Genomic DNA, 25576 nt, shown 5'->3' on the forward strand with positions numbered 1-25576 from the left:
CATCTTGGCGCTCCTAGATCGCAAATGGTGTCTGGGCGACGAACACGGGATTCCTGGGGCCGATCGTGAAATGGTTGGGAGATTGCGTGTCAGGCATCCGCTTTAGAATGGCGTCGTGGAAGTCTTTGTAGTTGCGATCGAAGCGCCCATGGTTCCAGACGGTGAGCAGAGCGGCCGTGAACGCTCCGTTGCCAATTCCATCCAACGATTCCTGGTTGTCCTGGCAACCTGATATGAGTCGCACGCTGCACGAGATCGGCGAGTTGGTGGCGCTCCTGACACTCTGCGCTTCCTTGGTAGACAGAGAGCTACCCATACTTGTGTAGAATTCTCGGTTCTGCCGGAACGTCTTGTTGGCGAACGCAGGCGGCATCACTCGCGCAAGGGGAAGCGTCACCTTCGCAATCGCGTCGCTCGCACCGGGCTGAATTGCTTTCACAACGGAGCCGCTGTGGCAGCTATCGGAAAGGACCAGGACCCGAACACCCTCCTTGAATTTCGACCACAGCTCGTAGAGTTCATCGTCGATGAGTTGCGCATCGTAGAGACACCAGGTCTCGTCGTTGGCGTCATCCTCGTCTCCGTTGAAATCGGGAAGCTGAGAGCCATGGCCGGAATAGCTTACAAACAGGATATCGCCGGGAACGAGGTCGTTAGCGGCGCTTTGTATTTCGGCGATCACGTTTTCTCTGGTGGCATCGCGCGTAAGCAGCAGTTTGGCTTGGTATCCGAGACCAGTCGCGATACCATGCATGTCCTCGGCATCGAACTCACACGCACCAAGCTCACCCGACCAGCCCGCATAATGATCCGGATCGACGGCATTGAGACCGATGTGAATCGACCGACCTGTCGGGCCCCCCTTCGCCTTCGCGCTCGGGATTGCGACCTTTCCAACGCTTGCAGGAATTGCAGCGCGGGCTCGTTCGCTGGACTGCTTGGATCGAGCTGCCTTGACCTGATAGTCGACGTCTCTCGTCTTTGCGGAAATCTCATCGATCACTTCAGCGAACTTGACGGCGACCTTTTGGTAGCCGCTGTTCGTAGGATGGAGTTCGTCAAACCACTCGTCGGGGGAAACAGTGTTGCGGCAATCGATGTAATGCAGCCGTGCGGACGTTTGCTGAAGAAGGAAGAGCTTCTCGTTGAAGCGGTCAATCATCACGCGGGCTATCGCGCGTTGAAGCTCTCGGTCCTCAATACCCTTTGATTCCATTGGCTTCCCGAGCCAAGGCCCTTTAGCAGGGCGGGTGTAATCGTAACCATGACAGACAATGTGCACCGACGGGAATTTCTGCGCGATCTGGCGCACGAGCTTTGCGTAGATCCCGATCGCCTCGTCAAGGATCAGGTTGAACGAGGGCCTCAGATGTTGCGCAGGTGACTTGGCAGGGTCATAGTCGAAGAGGTGGGCCGCGAGGTTGCCTCCTGCGACGACGTCATTGCCTCCGCCGCTGAACAGAAAGATCGTGGCTCCCGTGCTCGCGATCGCCTCCATGTACTCGCCTTGTTTGTACATATTGGAAAGCGTGTCCCCCGCCGCGTCCAAGCTGAAGACAGCGTATTTCTGCATCAGGTCGTCGATCACGTCGACATGTTTAAAGGGATACTGGAACCAGCTGTCGCCTTCGGAAACCAGGATGGGGCCATTGTAAGCGCTGCCGACGCGGCTATTGAAGCAACATGCCGTCGCAGGCGCGCGAGGAAATTGGCACTGTTGAGCAAAGCCGCACCCCTTGCTCTCCCCTCTAATGTCGGCGGGACATCGACCGTTTCCGGGTTGAAAGCGAGCACGGGGTTGAAGGGTCCCGAAAGTTCGCGATCCACTTCGAAGTAACGCGCCAATTCCTCGCCACCGACGCCCGGATCGGCCAGCCGCCGGTTTAGATCCTCCAATGAAATCTTGCCTACAACTGTCATCTCGATCCCTCCAATAGGACGACAGGCGCACGTCGGACATCGAAGTCACTGTCGCCAGGACTTCGCTTTGCGTTCACCTCGTATGACCGCGGCACAGCCCCGAGGATCGACTGACCCTCGATTCAAGCGCGAGCGCTTTTTGTCCCTAAACGGACCCTGTCGCCTGGATTCCAACAATTCCGGTGGGCTGGACAAGGGCGCCCTATTGCCATACGTCGCACGGGCGAAACGGCTGGCACGCATGTGCCTAGCCGCCGCGGGCTCATCGCCAGCGGCGTTGCGACTGAATTCCCTTGAACAGCCCAATCCATTTGTCGAGGTACAGTTCACCCCGACATCGCAGCGAAAATGTTCTTATAGAATATGGGGGCTCCCCGGCAATGATGAGCTCGACGGTGGAGGAGGTAATGACCTGCTCGACGGTGGTGCCGGCGATGACCTCCTGAGGAGTGCGCGCGGCTATGATAGGCTGGATGGCGGTGAGGGCGACGACAGGATCGTCCTTCTCGGCACTGGTGGGGCAGTGACCGGCGGCGCCGGTTTCGACACGTTCGTAGTCGACCTTTCGATGAAAACCGTGCCGGTGCGGTTCAACGGTGTTTCCGGCCACGCCCTGATCGATGACGGCAACGACTTCGCCGATCATATCTTCTTCAACAACATCGAGCGGCTGGGATCTTCTCGACGGCCGGGCGGGCGACGACGAACTGTGGGGCGGTAGCGGCGCCGACCGGCTGATCGGCGGTGCAGGCGCCGACATCTTCATCTGGGATCGCGACGCCTCGACAGGGAACGGCATCGACCACGTCGTCGATTTCGATCCGGAGAGCGGCGACGTGCTGCGGTTTAACTGGGCCGCCCAGCGTGAAATGGACGTTCATAACTTCGCGGACTTTCTTTCGGTTGCGTCAGATACCGAAAGCGGCGTCTTCATCTCTTTCGGCGGCCTCGGGAGTAGCGACGGCATCCTGCTTGAGGAAGTGGCTCTCTCCGATCTCACCGCCAGTAACGTCGACTTTTTCGTCTGATCGTAGGTCGAGCGGACTGCGTCCGTGGGCGTCGCTGCTTTCCGAAGAAAGAACTGCTTGACGCGGACTGGTTTGCTGTCTTCGTCAGCTTTCGCTGTCATCTACATCCTGATGTCGCTGACCGCCGCCAATACGTCGAGTTTCGATACGCCAAAGAATCGAGCGTGATTGTTACGACGTTTGCATACGCGCCAGCGAACGCCGCTGCAACTCGTTCGGCGTCCCATCCGGCTAATCTCAGGTCGGGCGAACTGACAATTTGATCTGTAACGCCCGCCAAGCCGCGATCACTCCTCTGCAGGCGCTGCGCGCACGGACGGGCGTGCCAACGACTCGACCAGCTTGGCGACCGCGCCGCGCTGAGTATCAGATGAGATCTTGTCGAACTCGCTTGCCAGCTTCAGCGCTGCAGCACTGACTTTAGGAAGGGGCACGGTGTTCGTGCTCGCATCAATGTCGGCGAAAAATTGCCCGATGCTGCAGTCGAGAGCCTGGGACATGGCGACCAGCTTGCTCGCCGATATCCTGTTTGTACCCTTCTCGTATTTCTGAACTTGCTGGAAAGTTAGCCCGAGTTTCGCGGCTAGTGTCTCTTGGGACATGCCGATCATGTTTCGGATGCGCCTGACGTTGCGGCCAACCGTTACGTCAACTTCGTTTGGGGACTTGGGATTGGTCACAATGGTCTCCTGCGGTATGAGTCGCGATGGGGGGCGGAACTTGAGGCCAGCGCATCTCAGTGTCTACTCCCACAAATGATAGATTGACGCGAAAAAGCTCTGGCAGCGCCGGAGACAGCATTGATGATGGCAGCAACTGCCCGGTGTAGAGTGAGGTCGCCCGCAGACGCGATATATGCTAAACGGTGGCCCTTCGGACGTCGATCACCATGCTGCGATCGCTGTCAGCAGGGTAGCACGCGATCAATACCTTTGTCCCGAGAAGTCCGTGGAAATCTGAGGGCAGCTTTGCCCCAGCAGCGGTAGTGGAACCGACCGCTCAGTAAGTAGGCTGAGAGGACACACTTCAACATTCCGAACGTGGTTCGTCAGGAATGCCCAACGTAGGTTTCGAACAGCCTGCGAAAGAACCTGTCGTAGGCAGGGGTCCTCGGTTTTGCGTCGCACGAGGGCTCGCAGGAATAGCACCCTGTTCCCTTCGACCCGGTTGCGACCGCGGCCATAGCCGCTCGACCAAGCTTCACCCCGAACCTCTCCGATGACTGTCCACCTCTTGGCCTGAGATGCTGTCTGAAGCTGCGCGTAGCACCAAAGCTGTGCCCACACGTTGAGCCACAAATTCCTCAGTATGGGCTGCCTCGAGAATTTTGTCTCGACAATTAGCACTTCGGATGCATCGTGACTCGAATACATCAAGTCCGGCGAGGCCCTAAGTGCTTCACCGCCGACGCGAAGGTGGAGGATCACAAAATGGTTAGTCATGCCGTCGTCGCGCAAATGGAGGCCGTTGTGCGTTAGTGACCAACCCAATCCCGTGTGACGCAGAAAGCTATTGTCGTTGCAGCTCGCGGCAGCCTTCCTCCTCTCCCATAATTCCTTCTCGGCATCTTTCCCATCGGCGATATCTTGTTCGTTGCCTTTGAGACCGAGCTCCCGCGTACAAGCGAAGCTAAATGGACCACGGAGCAGTCTTATGACTTCGACAGCGACACGAATAGGCAAACGGGAAACCCGGTAGATCGTTCGCTGAGCCCGCTCGGCAACGATCGCCGAGGTCACCCCCCGTTATTTTGGGCTCAAAGGTGGCGCACCATGGATCGCAACATTTCAAACTTTCATTCTCATGACGCATTCGACGCAGCGGCTCTCATAACGGCAGCGCGGTAGCGCGCCGGTCGGTATCACGATCCGGCAACGACCACCTCCTGAACATTTTTTGAACCGTGTTTCACCGCTGCCCAATGGCATGCGAAGGAAGAAGTCTGCCATGCGTATTCCCTCATTCGCGTTCACAGCGCCCTTCATTTCCCTGTCTACCGACGTAATGGCGATGCTCGGCGCACCTGTCGATTTTTGCAGACGCTGTCTGCAGAATTGGAAGCCGGCAGCCTTCTTTCTACCCGCAGCATTCTGAACAATGGAGCTAGGTCCGTCCAAATTCTCGACGTCGCGATCCTTTTGGGGTGGGCTTGGAATTCCAAGCCCCTGGCATGCCGGGGACATACCCGAAGGCCGGCATTCTGATTGACGAAATAGCGGTTCCACTATAAAACAGGTGAAGAGTGACGACAGACGGTGCGGTAGACGTAAAAGAGGTGATCCATCTCGGGCAGGCGCTGAAAGCGTACCGAGCGATGCCAAGAACGGTGCGGGAAGGCTCCGACAAGCTGATCACGGCAGTCCAGAACGGAAAGGTCCTCCGCAAGGAAGACAAGACCGAACTCAACGGCCAAGTTGGTGGGGATTTCCGAGCTTCGGTTCGCGTTCCCGAACATTACTTACCTCACGTGCTATGCGGCCGAGTTCGAGGAGGTGATCTTCATCCTCCACGCCGGAAGCAAGCAGTCGCATAAGGGCGGCGAAATTCCGGGCGAGGAGATCGAAAGCCTCTTAAAATGGAAGAGTGCCGAGGAATACTACAGCCTCCATCGGACCGAGCTAAAGGCGAGGTTTCAGGCAAGGCGTCTCAACAGAGCCAGACAGCCAAAGGATGTCTGCTGATTGGAGCGAAGGAAATGGCGAAACGCGCGAAGCCCCAAATTGCCGACGATGAATTTGTCATCGGCGGCGGCGACTATCTCAAGGACCGCGGGTATGCCGATCCCGCCGAGACCCGCGCCAAGTTCTTCATGGCAAACCAGATTGCGGTCGCGCTTGAACAACGAGGTCTGTCACAGGCCGCGGCCGCAAAGGTCGCGGGGCTGAAGCAACCCGACGTCTCCCGCATCGTCAATGGCAATGTAAAAGACTACTCGGTTTGGCGTCTTCTGACCGTGTTGAGGGCTCTCGGTTACGACATCTCCATTGAAGTTCAGCGTTTGGAGCAGGGGGGTGGGCACATCTCAGTCCGCAACAGAGCCGATGAGGGGCAGTCAATCACGTTGGCGTAAGCGCGGGGCGTCGCTCCCAGGGGACCCTGTTCCGCGGGGGGGCGTCGAGTTATATCTGATTGGACTTTAACAGGTGGGGACGCTGACGAGTGGTGGAGAACGGAAGTCTTTCCGAAGGCAATGGAGCCGTCAACTGGACTCGGGGCTGGTTGCGACTTTGGATCGCCGCTACGCTCTTGTGGATCATTGCGTTTGCAGCCGTCCTCATCGCAGCGCCGGACGTGGCGTGGCGTCTACGCGGCCCAGGCACGGAAACCGTTGCCCTCCCGCCTTGCGGGTCGGGTCAGCTTGCCTGCGACCCGTGGGAGCGGAAATGGGAAGAGGGCGACATACCCGCAGGAGCGATATTCGGACCCGATAACATCACGTTGCCGGGTCCGTTCTCGCCGGGACCCGTGGCAGCAGTTGCGTTGGGACCGCCTGCCGCCGTCCTTGTTCTAGGCTGGCTGCTGGGATGGGTGGCCGCGGGATTTGCGAGGACGCCTGCACGGAAATGATCGGTGGCTGGTTTCTGTTCCTGAAACCTTGGCCTTGATGCCCTTCAGCTCCCAGTTCTCCACACATGATAGCGACGCGCGTATCTATGACGCTGAAGCTCCGCGACGGACGCTGTGGTGCAAGCCCAAACCTCGGATGACACTACGTCAGCGGCATAATGATGCCGCGATATCCTTATTGCTTGAACGTCTTAAATGGCGACATCCACGATGGGCAGATCTTGCCACCGAGTGAGAAATCGTCCATAGGTTGCGCGGGCTTGCGGTATTCCATGCTGCGCACCCAAGTTCTAGTCTATCGTCTTTCTACGAGTGTCACATGACAGTCCGCAAGGTCGCCCTCATCGGCAGCTTTCGAGTGGAGAATTATCCTAGCGTTCAGAGCGCGCTTCGGATTTTTACGTCTCATGGCTTGGAAGTGCTATCGCCATCAGGAGCGGAAATAGTTTCCGGTCGAGAGTTCGTACGCTTTTCCAGCGACAGACCCGATGCGTCCGATGCTGCGATACAGACGGAAACTCTCGAGAAAATATTCTCCGCAGACGCCGTATACGTTGTCACGGGCAAGTGTGGATATGTGGGAAAGACCACCTGCTACGAAATCGGTCGTATTGTCCAACGTGGACAGCCACTCTATTTTTCCGAGATGCCCGACGATCTACCTATTCACGTGCCGCCGGCGCATGTAACCTCTCCAGAGGACTTCGTGCTACGGTTCTTTGTAAAAGGCGAGTCTGCATGTGGACTTTTTCAAGCAGGGGTTGGAGAGATATTTGATGGAGAACGTCGTCTCACAGGGCTCTCACCCGTCGTTGAAGGAGCAACGGCCGTTCCAGCGTAGGTTTGTCATCTGCGGAAGTATGGCCTTTGCGCCGCAGATGGAGCGCATTGCTCAGCACTTTGCTGAGCGGGACATCCTCGCAATCCCGCCCGACGATGTAGATCTTACCGCGGAATATGGAACTCAGGCGGAATACAACCGATTTAAGCGCGGGGCTTCGATAGCCCATATCAGGAAAATACGAGACCCACGGACGATCGGGATTTTAGTTGCGAACTTCGAAAAACACGGACGACGCAGCTATATCGGACCAAATAGTTTCGCTGAAATAGCGATAGCCTTCGCCGGAAGAAAGCGGGTGTTCGTCCTGGATGGAATTCCGCGGGACTACGCTGATGAACTCAACGCCTGGGGCGTTGTGGACCTCAAAGGCAATCTGGACACTGCGTGCGACCTTTATAGAGAAATATGCCTCAAGGACCGAAAACAACTCAAGCTTCCCTGGTCCTGAAACCCGGTTCTATACGGCACCGCAAGTTATTCTTGCATTTCTTCGACATACATTTTCTTGAGGAGCGCGGAACCTTCGCCTTCTCGGAAAAAGCCGTGGCCGAAATGGACCTTGCCGTCCGGTTCGCCGTCATGCTCGGTTCAAGAATCTTCTTACCTGCCGCGTCATACTACGAGAACGCTCTGGCGGCCAAAATACTCCGCCCTTTTTTGGATTCCGAGGTCTCCGATCTTTTCACGTTCGTGGGTGGCGGCAGTTCGCTCGACGAGTTTCGGTTGGGTAAAATAGAGCAGTATCGGCAAGGCTCCGCGCAATACGATGCATACTCCCGTGAGACGGAACAGTTGATCGGCTGGACAAAGCGACAGCGTAGCGCGACCAAGGACATCGCCCGATCCTGGCTGGATACGCCACCGCATGACGATGCATACGACTTCCTTCGTCCCCACCTTGGGAGCGAGACCACTAGCGCGCACTTGGAACGACTATGGCAGGAAGTGCCGGAGAAACTGGGAAGAGAAGCCTTTATTGTCGAGCACGTCATTCCGATGCTCCCGGTCGATGGACGCAATCTGGCAGTCAAGAACTTCTTTCATGGACGTATCAACGCGTTCTACTTCGAAAGCTACACCAAGGATTTCAGTGCCGCGGTCTTTCAGAATATGAACTTGTCCGGGGGTATTAGCATCCCTTCCGGCGCGCCTTCTGACGACATAGATTTCTTGGCCCTGCTCAAGATGTCTCGGACAAGCGGGCTACTGCAAAGAATACGCGACTGCGATATCTCGCGACTTGAATCCATCACCTTCGATCCAGCATTCCAAGAGGTTTTTGCCATGTCTCAGACGGACGGCGCAGCAGAACGCATTATAAAAGACGCCGAAGTGTGTGATCTTGCGATCCTCACGGCCCTTCCTAAAGAACGGGAGGCCGTGGAAGTGGTTTTTGGAAAGGGAAAAACTCTTGAGGTCGATGGCGACCCCCAGTTGTATAAAGAAATATTTGTTCAGATCGCCGGCAAGCGCAAACGCGTCATTCTCGCTGTATTACCGACGATGGGCAACGCCAGGGCAGGCGTGACGGCTGCGAATTTCTTCCGCTCCTTCAAGACCAAACATGCATTCATGGTCGGCATTGCAGGCGGCGCACCACTACCAGGAACGCCCCTTGAACATGTTAGGCTCGGCGACGTGGTAATTGGCCAATCTGTCTTCGAATGGGACCACGTCAAGCGAACCGCAGGAGGAGAAGTCACTTACCGCGATTCGGATCAGCGACTTTCTCAAAAGATCTTTCAGCTTGTTGCCAACTTCAAGTCAGAGAAGACGAGCTTCGACTCGGATTGGCTCGCGTTTCGTGAGAGAGCGCTCACGGAGTTCGGATTGGATCTTTCGAATCTGCCTCCAGACATCCTCCACGCAGCGGACGATTCCCTCCTGCAACATCCAGATGACGCACGGAGGAAGCTTGTTCCATCCATCGTGCACTTCGGCAAGATCGGTTCCGGAGATACCTTGCTAAAAGACCCGGTCATACGAGACGAACTCCGCGAGAAGCATGGCGTCCTGGCGGTTGAAATGGAAAGCGTCGGGCTTCGGGACGCGGGGTGGGCCCACGGGGCCGAGGTAGCGGTAGTGAGGGGCATCGTAGATTATTGCGACGCCCACAAGGATGACAGGTGGCACATGATTGGAGCCTTGTCGGCCGCAGCTATGACGCGCTTCCTTTACGAAAAGATCGTGGAGGCGGAACCTCGCTGATCGTGTTTGGCCGCTTCGTTGGTCATCCGGGTAAGCGCAGGATCGCCGTCCGCGTTCTCAACGTTTCGCTTTGCCAATCGGACGTCGTAGTCGACTTCGCGAACGGCCGCCCTCGCGACAGGCGGGAAAATGAATGGCCGCGGAGGTTGCGAGCGCTTCCTCACTGGCCTGATTGTCTCGGTCGATTGAGGAGGCGGTTTTGCCAACTCCTTTGTCGTCTCTAGTCCAGACACAATCGCGGTCTACGGAGGCCTGGTCGGTTACGTCGTGGAACACGCCAGCGATGACTGGCGTGCCGTCAGTTGGGAAAGATCTGATCGAGCCGAAGAAGCGAGATCTAAGCTCCCGTGGCCGTACGTTGAGCTTGTTGGATAATCGATTGCGTTCACGGGGTTACCTACACGACCTAATCTAAAAAGCGAGCGAATCGGCACTTCCACGACCGGCCCCGGAGTTTTCGTCGCCACCCGCTGCGCAATAGCATCGTTCCTTGCCTGCGTGTGAGAAGCTGCTGGCGAAGGCGCAGAAGCGATGGGACGATCGAGGGGCAAATGCCCGCCATTTCCGGCGTTGCCGATGTCGAGATTTTCGTGCTGCCGACCCTCCATAATCGCTCTGACGAGGAGACTCGCCTTTCCAACAAAGCTCCAGATGACGATCTCGCTATTTCAGGAAAGCCTCGTGCGGGCCGATGCCATCCCTCCGGTGAAGGCGGCCTAAATACGCTCGGTGACGACTAGGAGCCCGGGCGAAGCGAACGCGACGGCGGCACGCGGTCCATCTCTTCTGGGCAATAATGCCCATAACCAGCCGCATGATTGTCAGGAAAAGGCAACTGCGGGAACCTCAACCTCAGGCCAGGAAACACGCGCTTGAGGAAGCTCGGTCTATCAGCGGCCCATAGCTTGGGGAGGAAACCATGCATACTCACACGGACATTGGTCGACCGGCCACGTTGGCAAACAAGCCAGCGGCGGGCGACGTCGAAGGAGCGTCGGTGTATGTCGCCGCCGAGGAATTCCGCGAAGCCCTGTCGAAGATCGCCTCGACGGTCTCAATCGTCGCTACCGACGGACCGTACGGACTGGCCGGCTTTACCTGTTCGGCCGTGTGTGCGGTGACTGACGACCCGCCGACGGTAATGATCTGCGTCAACCGCAAGAGTGCCGCCAAAGCGGTCATCAAGGCGAACGGAGTGCTCTGCGTGAGCAGCCTCGGCGCTGATCAGGTCGAGCTTTCACAGATGTTCGCTGGCGTCGGCCGGGTCCCGATGCACGACCGCTTCGAGGGGGCGCACTGGGGCGTGCTGACAACGGGTTCTCCCTACTACACCCGCTCGCGCGTGGCCCTGGATTGCCGCGTCGCAGACATCCGCGAGGTCGGCACCCACAGCCTCATCCTCGGTGAAGTGCTCTCCACCGCGCACAGCGCCGACGAAGAGCCGCTAATCTACCACCGTCGCGCCTATGCAACGGTTCGCAACATCGCCTGACCAATCTCAGCAGACTAGAGGAGGAGAAGACAATGCTACGCACCGGTACGCAATATCTCGAAGCTCTCAACGACGGCCGCGACGTCTGGGTCGGCAACGAGAGGATAGACAACGTAGCCACGCATCCGAAGACGCGCGATTACGCCCGCCGGATCGCCGATTTCTACGACCTGCATCACCGCGAGGACTTGCAGGACATCATGACTTTCGTCGATGAGGGCGGCGTCCGCCGCTCGATGCAGTGGTTCGGCCACCACAACAAAGACGAAGTCCGTCGAAAGCGCATATACCATGAGACCGTCATGCGCGAAGTCGGCGGCACTTCGTTTCCGCGTTTGCCCGACGCGAACAACTACCCGTTGCTTACTTACGTCGACGATCCGCAGCCTTGGGAGACCTCGGCGATTGGCGCGGAAGGCCGCGATCTGGCGCAGAACATCACCGACTTCTTCCGGTTCGCGCGAGACAACGACCTGAACTGCACGCCGCAGTTCGTCGATCCACAAGCTGACCGGTCGACTCCGGATGCTCAGGCGCGCTCCCCGGCGTTGCGGGTGGTGGAGATCAACGACCAGGGGATCGTTGTCGATGGCGTCAAGGCAATCGGCACGGGCACCGCGTTCGGAGATTGGATCCATATTGGCGTCTTTTTCCGCCCCGGGATTCCGGCCGAGCAGGTAATCTTCGCCATGACGCCGGTGAACACCAAAGGCGTGACGGTGGTCTGCCGCGAGAGCGCGGTGAAGGATGACGTCGTCGAACATCCGCTCGCCTCCTCCGGCGACGAGCTCGACAACATGACGATATTCGACCACGTCTTCATCCCTTGGAAATACGTGTTCCACATCGGCAACCCGGATCACGCCAAGCTCTACCCACAGCGCGTTTTCGACTGGCTGCACTACCACGCAATCATCCGGCAAATGGTGCGCGCCGAGCTGATGGCTGGCCTAGCCATCCTCATAACCGAGCATATCGGTACGGCGAAGATCCCCGCCGTGCAGACGCGGGTCGCTAAGTTCGTTGGCTTCCACCAAGCTATGATCGCGCATGTGGTGGCATCCGAGGAGCTTGGGTTTCTCACCCCCGGTGGGCACTACAAGCCGAACATTCTCCTCTACGATTTCGGCCGGGCATACTATCTCGAGAACTTCTCCTCGATGATGTATGAGCTCCTCGACCTGTGCGGCCGCAGCGCGCTTCTCTTCGCGACCGAGGGCCAGTGGCAGGACGGCAAGCTGGGGCCATGGCTGAAGCGCCTCAACACCGGGCCGAATGGCCAGCCGCACGACCGACTGCAGATCGGCCGGGTAATCCGCGACCTCTATCTCTCCGATTGGGGTGGGCGGCTCTTCATGTTCGAGAACTTTAACGGTACGCCCCTCATGGCTATCCGGTCGCTGACCATGCAGCGCGCGGAATTTTCCGGCGCTGGCTACTACGCGCAGTTGGCGCGCAAGGTCTGCGGCATCGAGTTGAAGCCCGAAGAGGCGACCGAATACTCCGCCTCGGCCTCCTATGCGCGGGCACAGGACGCCGGAGCCCCGGTCGGTTTCGGGTTCACGCCCCCGGGGCGTCCCAACGGCGCGATGGCGGAACACGCCTGACGCTCGCACGTATCAAGACCCCGGCGCGTGTCGCCGGGGCAACCGATCAAGGATGCTGCAATGTCTTACGTCACCGAAACGAACATAACTGATGTCGTGCTTGAGCGCTGGAGCGCGATACCCCACCCACGACTGCGAACTATCATGCAAGCCATGATCACGCATTTACACGCCTTCGTCCGTGAAGTTGAGCCGAGCGAGGAAGAGTGGCTGACCGCGATCCAGTGGCTCACCCGCACGGGCCAACTTTCGAACGAGAAGCGGCAGGAGTTCATCCTTGCCTCCGACGTGTTCGGTATCAGCATGCTCGTCGACTGCATCAACCACCGGCTTGACAGCGGCGCGACACCTACCACCGTGGAGGGTCCGTTTCATGTCCACGGCTCACCCCCGTTCGAGAACGGTGCCGACATTGCCAACGGGGCGCGGGGTGAACTCTGCTTTATCACCGGTACGGTTCGTGACCTCGAAGGCCGGCCGGTCACCGGGGCGACCCTCGATATATGGCAGGCGGACGGCGACGGTCTCTATGAGGCCCAGCGCGCCAGTGCCGAACCGTGGATGCGCGGAGTGTTCCAATCTCAGGAGGATGGTTCTTTCGTAATGCAGACCGTGCTGCCGGTCGCGTATTCGATCCCGCTGGATGGGAGCGTCGGCGAACTGATGGGGCGCACCGAGATCAGTCCGATGCGGCCCTCGCATGTGCATTTCGCCATCGAGGCCCGCGGCTTCCGGCGGCTCGTTACGCACATATTCAAGAAAAGCTGCCCGTATATCGAGACTGACGTCGTCTATGGCGTGAAGGCGCCGCTGATCGCGGAATTTTGCCAGATCCCGGCCGGCACCCGGACCCCTGCCGGGCGGCTCGCCGACCAGCCATTTTGGCTGCTCGAATACGACTTCGTGCTCCAACCGACCTCGGCCACTAGAGCCTAAAGCCCCGTGCCGGCGCGTAGGCCTGATCTGGCAAAGCCCGGCTGCAGCAAAGTTGACCATACAACCGAAAGGATAAATGATGAAAATTCTCACTATCAGCGGCAGCCTGCGCGAGCGCTCGTTCAATACCGCGCTGATGCGTGCGTTGCCGAGCCTAGCGCCTGATGAGTTGCGCTTTGTAGTGGCACCGCCCTTCGACCGAATCCCGCTCTACGACGCCGACTTGCAGGCGAAGGCGATACCCACTGAAGTTCTCTCTCTTGGCGAGGCGATCCGCAGTGCCGACGGCGTGATTATCGTCTCGCCGGAATACAATTGGACGATCCCCGGCGGCCTGAAGAACGCTCTGGATTGGTTGTCTCGGCTCGAGACGCAGCCATTCAAGGACAAGCCTGTCGCTATTCAATCGGCAACCGGCGGTCCGCTCGGAGGCGCGCGCATGCAATATCACCTGCGCATGGCGTTGACCTTCCTTAACGCAGCGACATTCGGCACGCCCGAGGTCTTTGTCGGTCTCGCGCAGACCAAGTTCGACCCAGAGACGCTGGAACTCAAGGACGAAGCGACGAAAAAGATCGTATCCGATCAACTGTCCGCCTTCGCCAAGTTCGTTGCGCGCCGGGGGACGGAGCGGGGAATTCCGTCCGCCGCTTAGCTGGATGCCCGTTCGCGTTCCCCCGGCCTCCCGTCCGGTTGCCAAGAGAGTTTCGGCCTCTGGTTCGAGAAAATGATGAGGGTCAAGGGACACCACGCGCAACCCTCCGGGATCGGCCAAGGTCTGGCCAGTCGAACGTCGCAACAGGCGGCTGGCCGGGCCGGGGCGGGGAGCGGGACATTACGTGGATCAAGGGGGGAGCATGCTAATAAGTGGAGCGGAAAGTCCGGCAGTGTTTCCGGGCACGGTGGTATCTGTTGGCTCGTTTGACGGCGTTCATCGTGGTCACCGGCAGCTTCTGCAAAACCTTCGCCGCATAGGCGAGCGGATGGGACTTCCGACCACAGTAGTTACTTTCGACCCCCTGCCACGCAGCGTGGTTCATCCCGACCGAGAGCTGCCGCTTCTGTGTAGCCTGCCCACGCGCCTACGACTAATCGCCGAGACCGGCGACGTTGACCAATGCTGCGTTCTATCGTTTGACGAGCGGATGATGCGCTGTCCCGTTGAGGAGTTCGTTCTCGATCTGTTGGTAAATCGGTTCAGTATGCGTGTCCTTGTAGTGGGGGAGAACTTCGCCTGCGGCCGCAACAGGCAGGGGGACATTGCGTTTCTAACGGAACTCGGCAAGCGCCACGCCTTTTCAGTCGCGCCACAACCGCTCTACACCCCGCCGGGCGTCAGTCGCTGCTCATCGACCGAAGCTCGCCGACTGGTAGAGAAAGGCGAGCTTGCCGAGGCCGCGCGCCTACTAGGTCGGGCCCACGAGATCAGCGGCGTAGTCATTGAACGGAAGGAGAAGCGTGGTCGCACGATCCTCCAGGCCGCGATTGACTGTAACCTGCACGCGCCACCGCCGGCGGACTATTTCGGCGCGATCAGCGTTGGGAACGGAAGCGCGCCCTGGCGGCAGACGCTAATCACAATCTCGGCTCCCTTGGTCTCGGGGCGGCAGCATCGAGCGCGGCTCGTGGTTGACGAAAGGGACGAGCTTGACGTTGGTGCTCCATTAGACATCCGCTTCCTCCACTGCGTAACACGAGATCGTTCCAGCCGAAAAAGAGGACAGGCCATTATGCAGCTGGAAGCAAGTTGCGAATGACCCTTCAACTTTTCGCAGCCTCGTGTCTGCAGCGTTAATCGGCATGCGCATTGCGGCTCCTAATCATGAGTAGCAGTAGTAGTAAGTCGATGATTGAGCGCCCGGTTACGCCGTCGTCCGGACGAACGCACTCGGATTCTTGATCCAATACAGCGATAAACAAGGACGCCAAAATAGCGCGGCTCTACGCAAGGCACCGCTACCGAAGCGTATCGCATCAGGCCGGCCTTTCGTGAACTCTCTCTCCCCACAGCGATGGATGGCCGGAGCCTCAACCGGCACCGCTATGAGCTAATCATGGCCTTGCTGCTTCTTGCCCGAGCCAAACTGGGCGTTGAAGACCAGCCGTAGCCATTGGTTTCCGGGATCACGGTCGAAGCGTTCGTGCCAGTACTGCGAAATCTCGAAAGCCGGCAGCTCGATTGGCGTGCTCACGGACTGCATGTTGAGATCGTTGGCAAGTACGACCGCAATCGGGCCCGGCATTGTCGCGACCGCATCCGTATGCTTGGCGAGGATAGCAGCCGCTGTGAAGCTTGGTACATGAGCAATCACGTTATTGGGTGGTAGCTGCTCCTCGAGCAAACGCTCGGCGACCTGGTGGGGGTGTCCGGTCCCGGACACGGTGATGAAGATATGTTGCTCCGCGACGAAATCGCTTCTCTCAGGATCGACGCCCAGCCGGGGGTGATCCTTCCGGAGGATGCTCATATGGCGGCCGGAAAAGAGCTTCTGCCGCCGGATGCCTCGCACAAGCTGCGGGAACTCGCCGATCGCCAGGTCGATGTCTCCTGTCTCAAGGGCAGCGTGGAGATCGCTCAGACCAACCTGCGCAGCTCTCAGCCGAACTCCCGGCGCCTCGCTAATTAAGCGCTCGATTATCTCAGGCAGAAGCACGATAACTCCGGCGTCCGTTGTGAAGACGTTGAACGTCCTTTTCGACTCCGCCGCGTTGAAACGGGACCGCTCGTTTCCCAGCTGACGCATACCCTCCAAAAGGACGCGCACCGGCTCCTCCAGTTGCAGCGCTTTTGCGGTTGGCTCCATATGCAGTGACACCCTCACGAACAGCGCGTCGTCGAAATAGCGGCGTAGCCGGGCAAGTGTCTTGCTCAGCGCGGGTTGCTGGGTGTTCAGCACCTCCGCCGCTCGGGTCAGGCTCCGTTCGCGGAACAGGGTATCGAAGACACGCAGTGCGTGCAAATCGAGCTCTTCGCTGTTCTTCCTCGGAATAGACTTCATAGCCGTCCAAGCAGTGGTGCGTTGCTGGCGGATACCATATTGCAAGAGGTGAGGCAGCACAACCAGCGTTGCTACTTCAGATGGCGAGGAGACCGCGATGGACACGTTCGTTTTTAACTCACTTCCGACCCGTGTTCTATTCGGTCCGAACACGCTCGACCGCCTGCCCGAGGAGATCGAGCGGCTGGGTGCGCGGCGTGCATTGGTACTCTCGACGCCACATCAGCTGGCGCTGGCCGAGGATATCGCCGAACGGCTCGGCGATCGCAGCGTCGGCGTCTATCCACACGCGGTGATGCACGTACCGGTCGAAATCGCCGAGAGGGCGCGGAACGAGGCCTACCGGCTCGGAGCCGATTGCGTGATTGCGGCCGGCGGTGGGTCGACGGTTGGACTCGGCAAGGCGATCGCGCTGCACTCTTCCCTGCCGATCCTGGCCGTGCCGACAACCTATGCCGGTTCGGAGATGACCCCGATCTACGGCATGACCGAACTGGGACTGAAGCGGACCGGCCATGACGCGCGGGTCTTGCCTAAGACGGTGATCTACCAGCCTTCTTTGACACTCGATCTTCCGGTGTCGATTTCGGTCGCGAGCGGATTCAACGCGATCGCTCACGCGGCCGAGGCGCTCTACGCCAAAGAGCGCAATCCGGTGACCTCCATGATCGCTGAGGATGGCATCCGCGCCCTCTCGCGGGGGATGCCGGTGGTCGCAAGCGATCCGCACCACCTGGACGGCCGCAGTGAGTGCCTCTATGGGGCTTGGCTCTGCGGCACCGTGCTTGGCACGACCGGGATGGCACTGCACCACAAGCTCTGCCACGTGCTCGGTGGCACTTGGAACTTGCCGCATGCCGAGACCCATTGCGTCATCCTGTCCCATGTGCTCGCTTTCAATTATACGGCCGCGCCCGAAGCAATGCAGCGGATAGAGCGGGCAATGGGCACCACCCACGCAGCTAGCGGCATCTACGACATGATGAAGCGGCTGAACGCGCCGACCTCCCTGCGGGAAGTCGGGATGCGACGCGATGACCTCGCGCGCGCCGCATCCCTCGTCACCGAGACGCCCTACTACAATCCCCGCGCGACTACGCCGGAGGAAATCGTCCGCCTGCTCGAGGATGCCTTTGAGGGGCGGCGACCCGGTTGACCGAGCGTATACACTCAGTGACCGTACGACAGTGCGGCGCAAGTCGCGCCTTCGCCCGTGTCTGGGGACGCGCCGCAAAGGATGACCCTTAGTGGTGACATCGCTGGAGCCGTGGAAGGACGACGACCCGACAACGTAAAAAAATGCTCGCCCTGAAGGCGGCTATCGTCTCGGTCGTGATCGGCGTTCCGATCGGCTTCCTCGTCGCCAAGATAGCGTCGTCCGCAACGTCTCACTACCGGTTCTCGACGTGATGCTGACCATGCCGAGTTTCGTCTATCTAATCCCGGCGGTGATGCTCTTCGGCCTCGGCAAGGTGCCGGCGTTCCTAGCCATCATCATATATGCGGTTCCGCGGTTGATCCGTCTGACCGATGTGGGCATCCGCCAGGTCGACGGCGAGGTTGTAGAGGCGGCGACTGCTTTCATCGGCAGTCCAGCGCAATTCTTTTCGGCGTCGAACTGCCGCTGGCGACTGCGACGATCATGGCTGGCCTCAACCAGACGATCATGATGGCGCTGTATTCGTTGTCCCCTCGAGGCCGGTATCGGCATTGTCATTCTCGCATCCGTACTCAATCGCACGACGTGAGAGGGTCAGGCCACGTCGGTGCCCGCCATAACTGGTTCTGGAGTGTGAACGGCTGGTCTGGACGCAGATGGCTGTCTTCGTGAGCTGATTCGATGGGAGACTGCAATCCATCCGATTTGGGCCTTCGCACCTTAACGTTCAAGGTCTTTATTGAGCCCGGGGAGGTTGCCCAGCTCGCCCTTACGCTGGCACTAACTTTGTGAATTGTCATTTATTCGATGATTTCTTTCTTGATGATCCGGGCAGTGAAGTTCTCAAGAGAAACCCGTTTCAGCCTGTCAACGGCATGTCTCGCCGTATCGAGCGAGCCGTATTCGTTCCAGAACGTCCAGTATTTCCCGTAGCTATAACTGGTCTCTACAACGTAGATCAGCGCAGGGCCCCTGAATGCCTCGGGTATGGTTGACACGCGATCGGCGTCGCTTTGGCTAATAAAATGCATCATCTGTGTGCTCCCGGATGAAGTAACTCATAGTAGCTTTCCGGACGGCAGGATCACGTTATCCTCAGGGTTCGCTTGGATAGACCTTGGCCGGGCGATACCCAGTCGCTCGGCTAGGAATTCACGCCATCTGGTCGATTGCTGGGTCGAGGTGGCTGCTTGCGCGCGCATTCGACACGTCGCGAGTCCCGAAAGATGCAGCACTCAAGCCACGCCACGGGTCCCCCATGCGGGTTCCGGCACTCGCCAGGCGGCCATCCTCAGTGTCGCCGTGGTCGGCAGCGCCCAGGATTTGACCAACTTCGGATGCTCTTTCTTTGCTTTCGTCATAATAGCCGTAGATGGTGTCGCATCGTTCGGCCTCTGGAGGGCGCAACCCAGACGGCGTAAGTCATTTGGTTCGGGGCTCGGCCGATACCTGGCTTGCCGTCGACAATGGCCCGGCGCTCAGTGGACGATCTGTTTGAGGAAGTTCCTCGTCCGTTCGTTCGCGGGAGCGTCGAAGAACAGATCCGGTACGTTGCTTTCGACGATTGCGCCCTGATCCATGAATACGACCCGATCCGCTACCCGACGGGCAAAGCCCATTTCATGGGTGACGACGATCATCGTCATGCCTTCCTCGGCAAGCGACACCATCGTATCGAGCACCTCCTTGACCATCTCGGGATCAAGCGCCGAGGTCGGCTCGTCGAACAGCATCACCTTGGGTGACATGCAGAGCGCACGGGCGATCGCAACCCGTTGCTGCTGCCCCCCCGAGAGTTGCCCCGGGAACTTGCGCGCCTGCTCCGGAATGCGGACACGTTCCAGAAACTGCATGCCGCGCTCTTCCGCAAGCTTGCGCGCAGTTCCGCGGGCCAGGATCTGTGGCAGTGCGCAGTTTTCAAGCACAGACAGATGCGGAAACAGATTGAAGTGCTGAAACACCATTCCGACGTCGCGCCGTATCGTGTCGATGTTCTTGAGGCTCTCGTTGAGCGTCACGCCATTGACAATGATCTCGCCCTTCTGATGCTCTTCGAGATGATTGACGCAACGGATGAGCGTCGATTTTCCGGACCCCGAGGGGCCGCAGATGACGATACGCTCGCCGGTCTCGACGGATAGGCTCACATCCCGAAGAACATGATAGTTGCCGTACCATTTGTCCATGTGGCGGATGACGATCGCCGGCTCTTCGACGCGCAGATTTTCCTCGATAGACATCAACGATTGTCCTTTGCTTTCACGCGTGTTTCCAGCCAGTGCGCGTAGTAGGAGATGCCGACACATATAGCGAAGTAGATCAGGCCGACGAATAGGTAGGCTTCGGTATAGGGGCCCGGCCAAACCGGATCCATCGCAGCCGAGCGCCCCGCGCTCAGCATGTCGAAAACACCGACAATCATTACCAGGCTGGTGTTTTTCACCATGACGATCGCGGTGTTGGTCAACGGAGGGATGACCTTCTGGATCGCCTGAGGCAGGACTATGTGCTGGACCGCTTTCCACGCCGGTATCCCGAGCGCCTTGGCGGCCTCTGTCTGACCAGGAGGGATTGCCTGGAGACCGCCACGAAGAACTTCCGCAAGGTAGGCAGCAGAGAAAACCGTTAGCGCGGCAAGCGTACGGCCGAGCTTGTCGATATCAAGCCCGGGGGGCAGCAGCAACGGCAGCAGAATGGAGGCAACGAACAGAAGGCCAACCAACGGCAACCCCCTGACCGTTTCAATCAAACCGACCGAAAGGATGCGCAAGATCGGCATTTTCGATCGCCGTCCTAGTGCGAGGAATATCGCAAAGGGGAAGCCAAGTCCAAGCGAGAGAAGCGCCAATAGAAGCGTCACCGGCAGACCGCCCCATTTGGCGGTCGACACATGGGGAAGACCGGCAAAACCGCCCCACATCAGTGCCAGCATGGCACAGGCGGCTGCGATCCAGGTGCAAAGGAGCTTCCTTCCCCATAGTGCGGGAGACAGCGATATCAGGACCATGCCGAGCACGAGCGCGACGACGATCGCCGGTCGCCACTGTTCCTCCGGCGGATAGAGGCCAAACATGATGAAGCGGAACTTGGCTCCTATGAATGCCCAGCAGGCTCCAGCCGCGCTGCAGGCGGAAGGATTGCTTGCTGACCAAACGGCGTCGGTCACGGCCCAGCGGAATGCAGGAAGCAGCGAAAAGATCACCGCCACGGAGCCGAGCGTGAGAACGGCGCTCAGCACGTCGCCGAACAGGACCTTGAGGAGGGGCATACGCTTTAGAGTTGGCGCTTTGCGAGGCGTTGCCAACTCGGTAGCTATCATGGCGGAATTTGTCGTCGCAATGCTTGTCATCGGGTCACCAATGCCACGTGTGCGTTATACCAATTCATGAAGAGCGAGACCGCGATACTGATCGTCAGAAAGACGGCCAACAGGATGGCGATGCTCTCGATGGCCTGTCCGGTTTGGTTGATTACGGTTCCGACGACGAGGCCGAGCTCGGGATACCCGACCGCCAGCGCCAATGTGGTGTTCTTCACGGTCGACAGATATTGCGACGTCATCGGGGGAATAATGACTCGGAGCGCCTGGGGTATGATGATGCGGAACATCGTTTGCCGCTCGGACAAGCCCAAGGCGCGGCCGGCTTCCCATTGGCCCCGCGACACCGCTTCGATCCCGCCCCGGATGACTTCGCTGATGAAGACTGAGGTGTAGAGGATCAGGCCCAGCATCAATGCTGCGAACTCCGGTGACAGTCTCAAGCCGCCGGAAAAATTCAAACCTCTAAGCTCGGGCGAACTGATCGAGGGCTCAAGGGCGATCAACCCGGAGATGGCGGTAAACACGATCGCCATGCCGCTCAATGTTCTGGGAACCTTCTGGGCGCGCCGCCCGAACCGCCAGAAAGCAAGTGCCAGTATTGCGATCGCTACAATGAACGCAACGCCGTAGGGTCCGAGAGACAGGGAAGGGATGTAAAGCCCCCGAAGCGACAAGTAGACGCCAGGCAACGGGTTGAACGCCAATCGGGGAGCCGGCAGAAGCGTCGTGGCGAGCGCATACCAAAACAGCAGCTGGACGATGAGCGGCATATTGCGCACGACGCCGACAAAAGTCCTTGCCATCGTAGAGGCGAGCGGGTTACGCGCCAAACGTATTAGGGCTATGAAGAGGCCGAGAAGCGTCGAAGCGACGATCGCCAGCAAGGAAATCGCGGCGGTATTGGTCAACCCAACGAGATAGGCCCAACCGAAGGTGTCGGATGGATCATAGGGTAGGACGCTTTCCGAGATCGGGAAATTCGCTTGCCGGCCTAAATATTCAAAGCCCACGCGAATGCCGCGCGCGGCCAGGTTTTCAACGGTGTTCGACCAGAGCCAGTAAAGAAGGCTGGCAAATCCCACGAGCAACAGGACTTGGACAGCGGCGCTTCGAACATGGCGATTGTCCAGAAGTGTCGAGAACATGCCAGCCTCCGAGGCTATTGGAACGCCAAGGGGAACATCAGTCCGCCATTGCTGAAAAGCCGATTTGCCCCGCGATCAAGCTTCAACGGGCTATCCTTGCCGAGATTACGATCGAACATCTCCCCATAGTTGCCCAGCTTCGCTACGATGTTGGCAGCGAACTTTTCATCAAGACCGATCGCGGCACCATTTCCAGGCTCGACCCCAAGGAAGCGCTTCACGCGTGGATCCTCGGACTTTTCCATGTCCGCAATATTGGCTTGCGTAATCCCGAGCTGTTCGCCCGCGATCAACGCCTGGATCGACCAGTTGACGATATCGAGCCACTGGTCGTCGCCGTGGCGGACCGCTGGCGTAAGCGCATCCATGAATTTTGTCGCCGGGAAGATCACGTAGTCATCGACGTTCTCTGCTTTGGTGGCTCTCAACGAGGCTAGCGCTGCAGCATCAGTGATAAGCGCGTCGCAACGTCCGGAGAAGAACGCTTGGCTCAACGCCGAACTGTTCTCAAACACCACCGGCGTCAGGTCGAGATTGTGCTCCTTCGACACGTCGTTTGCGACCACCTCCGTCGTGGATCCCGTTTGGACGCAGACCGATGCCCCCTTCATGTCCTCAACCTTTGTCACGCCAAGGGCCTTCGGCATCATGAAGCCGGTGAACTCATAGTAGTTCGGCGTCGTAAAATTGAGTCCGTTGGCATCTCGGCGCAGGGTCCAGGTGAATGTCCTCGGGAGGATATCGATTTCACCTGTCTGCAACGCCGGAACACGCTGCTGGCCGCTCAGCGGGACAAACTCCACCTTGTCCTTGTCGTTGAAGACGGCAACCGCCACAGCCCTGCACGTCTCAACGTCGAGGCCACGCCAATAGCCCTTGTCGTCCGGGGCCCCGAAGCCAACCGTACCCTGGCTCGCGGCACATTTCAGAAAGCCGCGCGCTTTGACCGCGTCTAGCGTTGCGCCTGCAAACGCCGGAGCGGATCCGGCGGCCAGACCCAAAGTGAGCGCGGCCCATATACCAACTCGTTTCAAACTCATTTCATTCCCCTTTTTGTTGGTTGTGAGAATTCGGAAACCTGCCTTCAACTCGCCCTGGCGACTCTCGCCGCCGCAGTCCGCTCAGTAACGTCGGCGAGGAATGCCTCGATGTCCGCTTTCAGGTCGTCGAGGTCTTCAAGGCCGATGCTGATCCTCAAGACCAGGTCATCTCCGCGCCACTGACTGGCGGTGCGGTTCTGCTTTACCGGCATCGGAGCGATGAGACTGCGGGTCCCGCCCCACGAAGCGCCGATGGCAAAGGTGCGAAGGACGTCGAGGGCCACCGCCGCGTGAGCCGTCGCTTCGGGCTTCAGTACAACGCTGAAAACGCCGCTAATCCCGAGGAAGTCGCGCTTCCAGATGTCATGTCCCGGGAAATCCGGCAGTGAGGGGTACAGCACTCTATCGACCAAGGGATGTTGCTGCATCAGGGCGATGATGTCGGCAGCTCCGGCGGCAGCATGCCTAAGGCGCACACCGAGTGTTTCCATTCCGCGAAGCACAAGTGTCGCGTCGTCACTGGAAACGCCGATGCCGAGGCGACCGAGGGTCGCTCGGAGGGGGACGATGTGCTCTTCGGAGCGCACGGTAATCGAGCCCATCAAGACATCGGAGTGACCTGAGACGTATTTGGTCAGAGCTTCCGTGACAATATCAGCGCCGAGCGTAAGCGGCTTGTAGTTGAGCGGCGTCGCCCAAGTGTTATCGCACCCGACCAGTGCGCCGTGCCGATGGGCAAGTTCCGCGATCCGCGGCAGATCCTGGATTTCCATCGTCGTCGAACCTGGGGATTCGCACCAAACCAGCTTGGTGCGGCTGTCGATTCGCCGCTCGAGATCGCCGATTGACACCGGATCGTAGTAGCCGACTTCAATTCCAAATCGTGTGAGGTCGCGGTTGGCGAAATCGCGAACAGGAGGATAGGAGGTGTCGGCGATAAGGACCTTATCGCCGGAGCTCAGGAACGACAGCATGGCGACGGAGTTCGACGCCTGGCCGGATGGAACCAGAAAAGTTCTCACACCTTGCTCGAGCGCCGTCAGCTTTGCTTCGAGGGTCCGCGTCGTCGGCGTTCCATAGAGGCCATAGGTGTAGCCCTGGTGGCCCCGCTCGCCACGCGTCCGGTAGGCTTCAGCGTTCTTGAATACGATCGTGGAACCGCGATAGGTCGCCGCACCGAGCGTCGCAAAACCTTCCATGTCCACGTCCGGCGTGAGCACGCACTGGGTGAGATCTTTCATCTTCCATTCTTCCCAAGAGATTTCGTTGGCCGGATTAAACATGGGCGTATCCATTCCGTCCAATATCAATATTATGAAACCCTATTCGCGGTAGTTATAAGGTGCGTCCATGAACATCCGGCAGATCGAGGTCTTTCACGCTGTCATGACCAACGGCACGGCTTCACGCGCTGCTGAAGTGCTTCGCATCTCCCAGCCCGCGGTGAGCAAGGCGATCCAGGAGCTTGAGCGTGATATCGGCTTCGCACTTTTCCGCAGAGAAAAAGGCAGGATGTTTCCGACCTCTGAGGGACAGATGTTTTTCCGTGAAGTCGAAGACTCGTTTTCCGGCTTGGTCCACCTCAAAAGCGCCGCTGCCCGCATTCGTGATTTCGGGTCCGGTGAGATCAAGGTTGCCAGCCTTTCCGCCCTGAGCACCAACGTGTTGCCACGCGCGCTACGTGGCTTTCAAACAAAGCACCCGAACGTCGCTATAACCTTCCAGGCACAGATGTCTTCCGTCGTGAAAGACCTGATAGCGAGCGGCCAATTCGATGTCGGGATCGCCGCCGATGAGATCGACGTCGCGGGCGTCGACGTCCGTCCCTTCGCTCGATACCGCGTGGCGATCGCCGTGCCTGCTGGGCATCGGTTGGAGGCACATAAAGTCATCCGACCGCAAGATATCGACGGAGAGGCGTTCATTGCCCTGTCGCCCGAAGACACGACACGCCGGTCGGCGGAAACGATCTTCTTCAACGAGAACGTGAAGCCCAAGGTGGTCCTCGAGACCCCGTACTCAACGACCATCTGCGCGATGGTCCAGGCAGGCATGGGAATTGGAATGGTCAATCCGATGACCGCAGAGCCTTACGTGGGGCGCGGCCTTTCCCTGCGGCCATTCGAGCCGGCGGTCTATTTCAAAAGTCTGCTGCTTTTACCGCCCAACCGGCATCCCTCCCGCATTGTCTCCGATTTTGTCGACGAAGTGATGCGCCATTCGGAGTTTCAGGATTAAGCTTGGTGTATTTGCGAGGCCTCGGAGAGCAAGGCGGGCCTCCCTGTCGGCTCCTCAATGTGAGTAAACGA

24 protein-coding genes and 1 pseudogene are annotated in these 25576 nt (G+C 58.8%); 15 read left to right on the top strand and 10 right to left on the bottom strand.

All coding sequences use genetic code 11. The features are described from left to right. Nucleotides 1–13: 13 nt before the first annotated feature. Both IB277_RS38900 and IB277_RS38060 read right to left on the bottom strand, forming a co-directional pair. Nucleotides 14–1588, bottom strand: coding sequence for a caspase family protein (locus tag IB277_RS38900; protein ID WP_371813602.1), 1575 nt, complete (start codon nt 1586–1588; stop codon nt 14–16). Continuing rightward, nucleotides 1585–1920, bottom strand: coding sequence for a hypothetical protein (locus IB277_RS38060; protein WP_246812738.1), 336 nt, complete (start codon nt 1918–1920; stop codon nt 1585–1587). Before IB277_RS38060 ends, IB277_RS38900 begins: the two co-directional genes overlap by 4 nt. 241 nt (nt 1921–2161) lie before the next feature. On the opposite strand from IB277_RS38060, the gene IB277_RS38905 reads away from it, so the two are divergent. Both IB277_RS38905 and IB277_RS14565 read left to right on the top strand, forming a co-directional pair. Continuing rightward, complete coding sequence (locus tag IB277_RS38905; RefSeq protein WP_371813608.1) at nt 2162–2641, top strand: hypothetical protein; 480 nt, start codon at nt 2162–2164, stop codon at nt 2639–2641. Then, the gene (locus IB277_RS14565) at nt 2541–2948 is read left to right on the top strand and encodes a hypothetical protein (RefSeq protein WP_192371232.1); all 408 of its coding nucleotides are present in this window, start codon (nt 2541–2543) and stop codon (nt 2946–2948) included. The genes IB277_RS38905 and IB277_RS14565 overlap by 101 nt, the downstream gene beginning before the upstream one ends. Nucleotides 2949–3235: 287 nt before the next feature. Here IB277_RS14565 and IB277_RS14570 read toward each other — a convergent pair whose 3' ends face one another. Then, nucleotides 3236–3628 (bottom strand): helix-turn-helix domain-containing protein, encoded by a 393-nt coding sequence (locus IB277_RS14570; protein ID WP_192371233.1) that lies wholly within the window; start codon nt 3626–3628, stop codon nt 3236–3238. A gap of 1737 nt (nt 3629–5365) precedes the next feature. On the opposite strand from IB277_RS14570, the gene IB277_RS14575 reads away from it, so the two are divergent. The 10 genes from IB277_RS14575 to IB277_RS14620 all read left to right on the top strand — a co-directional run bounded on the left by IB277_RS14575 (nt 5366) and on the right by IB277_RS14620 (nt 15359). Continuing rightward, the gene (locus IB277_RS14575; protein ID WP_192371234.1) at nt 5366–5629 is read left to right on the top strand and encodes a hypothetical protein; all 264 of its coding nucleotides are present in this window, start codon (nt 5366–5368) and stop codon (nt 5627–5629) included. Nucleotides 5630–5643: 14 nt separating this feature from the next. Further along, nucleotides 5644–6018, top strand: a complete 375-nt coding sequence (locus tag IB277_RS14580) for a helix-turn-helix domain-containing protein (protein ID WP_192371235.1) — start codon at nt 5644–5646, stop codon at nt 6016–6018. A gap of 1273 nt (nt 6019–7291) precedes the next feature. After that, nucleotides 7292–7807, top strand: a complete 516-nt coding sequence (locus IB277_RS14585; protein WP_192371236.1) for a hypothetical protein — start codon at nt 7292–7294, stop codon at nt 7805–7807. Nucleotides 7808–7839: 32 nt separating this feature from the next. Further along, nucleotides 7840–9567 (top strand): hypothetical protein, encoded by a 1728-nt coding sequence (locus tag IB277_RS14590; RefSeq protein WP_192371237.1) that lies wholly within the window; start codon nt 7840–7842, stop codon nt 9565–9567. A 551-nt stretch (nt 9568–10118) separates the two neighbouring features. Then, nucleotides 10119–10307, top strand: coding sequence for a hypothetical protein (locus tag IB277_RS14595; RefSeq protein WP_192371238.1), 189 nt, complete (start codon nt 10119–10121; stop codon nt 10305–10307). A gap of 179 nt (nt 10308–10486) precedes the next feature. Then, on the top strand, nt 10487–11059 hold the full coding sequence (locus IB277_RS14600) for a flavin reductase family protein (RefSeq protein ID WP_192371239.1): 573 nt from the start codon (nt 10487–10489) through the stop codon (nt 11057–11059). Between the two features lie 32 nt (nt 11060–11091). Beyond that, the gene (locus IB277_RS14605) at nt 11092–12666 is read left to right on the top strand and encodes a 4-hydroxyphenylacetate 3-hydroxylase N-terminal domain-containing protein (RefSeq protein ID WP_192371240.1); all 1575 of its coding nucleotides are present in this window, start codon (nt 11092–11094) and stop codon (nt 12664–12666) included. Between the two features lie 60 nt (nt 12667–12726). Further along, nucleotides 12727–13602: a dioxygenase gene (locus IB277_RS14610; protein ID WP_192371241.1), complete on the top strand. Its 876-nt coding sequence runs from the start codon at nt 12727–12729 to the stop codon at nt 13600–13602. A 79-nt stretch (nt 13603–13681) separates the two neighbouring features. After that, the gene (locus IB277_RS14615) at nt 13682–14257 is read left to right on the top strand and encodes an NADPH-dependent FMN reductase (protein ID WP_210334493.1); all 576 of its coding nucleotides are present in this window, start codon (nt 13682–13684) and stop codon (nt 14255–14257) included. A gap of 202 nt (nt 14258–14459) precedes the next feature. Continuing rightward, complete coding sequence (locus IB277_RS14620) at nt 14460–15359, top strand: hypothetical protein (RefSeq protein ID WP_246812739.1); 900 nt, start codon at nt 14460–14462, stop codon at nt 15357–15359. Nucleotides 15360–15650: 291 nt separating this feature from the next. On the opposite strand, the gene IB277_RS14625 is transcribed toward IB277_RS14620, so the two are convergent. Further along, complete coding sequence (locus tag IB277_RS14625; protein ID WP_192371244.1) at nt 15651–16706, bottom strand: LysR family transcriptional regulator; 1056 nt, start codon at nt 16704–16706, stop codon at nt 15651–15653. Here IB277_RS14625 and IB277_RS14630 point away from each other — a divergent pair. Next, the gene (locus tag IB277_RS14630; protein WP_192371245.1) at nt 16699–17757 is read left to right on the top strand and encodes a maleylacetate reductase; all 1059 of its coding nucleotides are present in this window, start codon (nt 16699–16701) and stop codon (nt 17755–17757) included. The two genes, IB277_RS14625 and IB277_RS14630, sit on opposite strands and share 8 nt — an antisense overlap. Before the next feature lie 146 nt (nt 17758–17903). Next, nucleotides 17904–18349: pseudogene (locus IB277_RS14635) on the top strand (ABC transporter permease subunit); the annotation flags it as partial. 211 nt (nt 18350–18560) lie between these two features. Here IB277_RS14635 and IB277_RS14640 read toward each other — a convergent pair. The 6 genes from IB277_RS14640 to IB277_RS14665 form a co-directional block, all read right to left on the bottom strand. Beyond that, a complete protein-coding gene (locus tag IB277_RS14640) occupies nt 18561–18794 on the bottom strand; it encodes a hypothetical protein (RefSeq protein WP_192371246.1) in 234 nt (77 codons plus the stop codon). Nucleotides 18795–19238: 444 nt separating this feature from the next. Then, entirely contained in the window at nt 19239–20000 is a 762-nt protein-coding gene (locus tag IB277_RS14645; protein WP_192371247.1) for an amino acid ABC transporter ATP-binding protein, read from the bottom strand. Further along, complete coding sequence (locus IB277_RS14650; protein WP_246805938.1) at nt 20000–21028, bottom strand: amino acid ABC transporter permease; 1029 nt, start codon at nt 21026–21028, stop codon at nt 20000–20002. Before IB277_RS14650 ends, IB277_RS14645 begins: the two co-directional genes overlap by 1 nt. Nucleotides 21029–21105: 77 nt before the next feature. Continuing rightward, nucleotides 21106–22227 (bottom strand): amino acid ABC transporter permease, encoded by a 1122-nt coding sequence (locus IB277_RS14655; protein WP_192371249.1) that lies wholly within the window; start codon nt 22225–22227, stop codon nt 21106–21108. Nucleotides 22228–22241: 14 nt separating this feature from the next. Then, a complete protein-coding gene (locus IB277_RS14660) occupies nt 22242–23267 on the bottom strand; it encodes an amino acid ABC transporter substrate-binding protein (protein ID WP_192371250.1) in 1026 nt (341 codons plus the stop codon). A gap of 44 nt (nt 23268–23311) precedes the next feature. Then, nucleotides 23312–24508, bottom strand: a complete 1197-nt coding sequence (locus tag IB277_RS14665) for a PLP-dependent aspartate aminotransferase family protein (protein WP_192371308.1) — start codon at nt 24506–24508, stop codon at nt 23312–23314. A gap of 109 nt (nt 24509–24617) precedes the next feature. Between IB277_RS14665 and IB277_RS14670 the strand changes: the two genes are divergently transcribed. Beyond that, the gene (locus IB277_RS14670; RefSeq protein WP_192371251.1) at nt 24618–25505 is read left to right on the top strand and encodes a LysR substrate-binding domain-containing protein; all 888 of its coding nucleotides are present in this window, start codon (nt 24618–24620) and stop codon (nt 25503–25505) included. Nucleotides 25506–25576: the final 71 nt, after the last annotated feature.

The sequence above is a fragment of the Ensifer sp. ENS07 genome, assembly GCF_014852185.1.
Lineage (GTDB): Bacteria > Pseudomonadota > Alphaproteobacteria > Rhizobiales > Rhizobiaceae > Ensifer > Ensifer adhaerens.

Bases quoted from the DNA above. Each gene is read 5' to 3' on its own strand.
- IB277_RS38060 (WP_246812738.1), bottom strand. From the start codon at position 1,920: ATGACAGTTGTAGGCAAGATTTCATTGGAGGATCTAAACCGGCGGCTG.
- IB277_RS38905 (WP_371813608.1), top strand. From the start codon at position 2,162: ATGTGCCTAGCCGCCGCGGGCTCATCGCCAGCGGCGTTGCGACTGAAT.
- IB277_RS14565 (WP_192371232.1), top strand. From the start codon at position 2,541: ATGACGGCAACGACTTCGCCGATCATATCTTCTTCAACAACATCGAGC.
- IB277_RS14580 (WP_192371235.1), top strand. From the start codon at position 5,644: ATGGCGAAACGCGCGAAGCCCCAAATTGCCGACGATGAATTTGTCATC.
- IB277_RS14585 (WP_192371236.1), top strand. From the start codon at position 7,292: ATGGAGAACGTCGTCTCACAGGGCTCTCACCCGTCGTTGAAGGAGCAA.
- IB277_RS14595 (WP_192371238.1), top strand. From the start codon at position 10,119: ATGCCCGCCATTTCCGGCGTTGCCGATGTCGAGATTTTCGTGCTGCCG.
- IB277_RS14600 (WP_192371239.1), top strand. From the start codon at position 10,487: ATGCATACTCACACGGACATTGGTCGACCGGCCACGTTGGCAAACAAG.
- IB277_RS14605 (WP_192371240.1), top strand. From the start codon at position 11,092: ATGCTACGCACCGGTACGCAATATCTCGAAGCTCTCAACGACGGCCGC.
- IB277_RS14610 (WP_192371241.1), top strand. From the start codon at position 12,727: ATGTCTTACGTCACCGAAACGAACATAACTGATGTCGTGCTTGAGCGC.
- IB277_RS14615 (WP_210334493.1), top strand. From the start codon at position 13,682: ATGAAAATTCTCACTATCAGCGGCAGCCTGCGCGAGCGCTCGTTCAAT.
- IB277_RS14620 (WP_246812739.1), top strand. From the start codon at position 14,460: ATGCTAATAAGTGGAGCGGAAAGTCCGGCAGTGTTTCCGGGCACGGTG.
- IB277_RS14630 (WP_192371245.1), top strand. From the start codon at position 16,699: ATGGACACGTTCGTTTTTAACTCACTTCCGACCCGTGTTCTATTCGGT.
- IB277_RS14640 (WP_192371246.1), bottom strand. From the start codon at position 18,794: ATGATGCATTTTATTAGCCAAAGCGACGCCGATCGCGTGTCAACCATA.
- IB277_RS14645 (WP_192371247.1), bottom strand. From the start codon at position 20,000: ATGTCTATCGAGGAAAATCTGCGCGTCGAAGAGCCGGCGATCGTCATC.
- IB277_RS14650 (WP_246805938.1), bottom strand. From the start codon at position 21,028: ATGCCCCTCCTCAAGGTCCTGTTCGGCGACGTGCTGAGCGCCGTTCTC.
- IB277_RS14655 (WP_192371249.1), bottom strand. From the start codon at position 22,227: ATGTTCTCGACACTTCTGGACAATCGCCATGTTCGAAGCGCCGCTGTC.
- IB277_RS14660 (WP_192371250.1), bottom strand. From the start codon at position 23,267: ATGAGTTTGAAACGAGTTGGTATATGGGCCGCGCTCACTTTGGGTCTG.
- IB277_RS14665 (WP_192371308.1), bottom strand. From the start codon at position 24,508: ATGAAAGATCTCACCCAGTGCGTGCTCACGCCGGACGTGGACATGGAA.
- IB277_RS14670 (WP_192371251.1), top strand. From the start codon at position 24,618: ATGAACATCCGGCAGATCGAGGTCTTTCACGCTGTCATGACCAACGGC.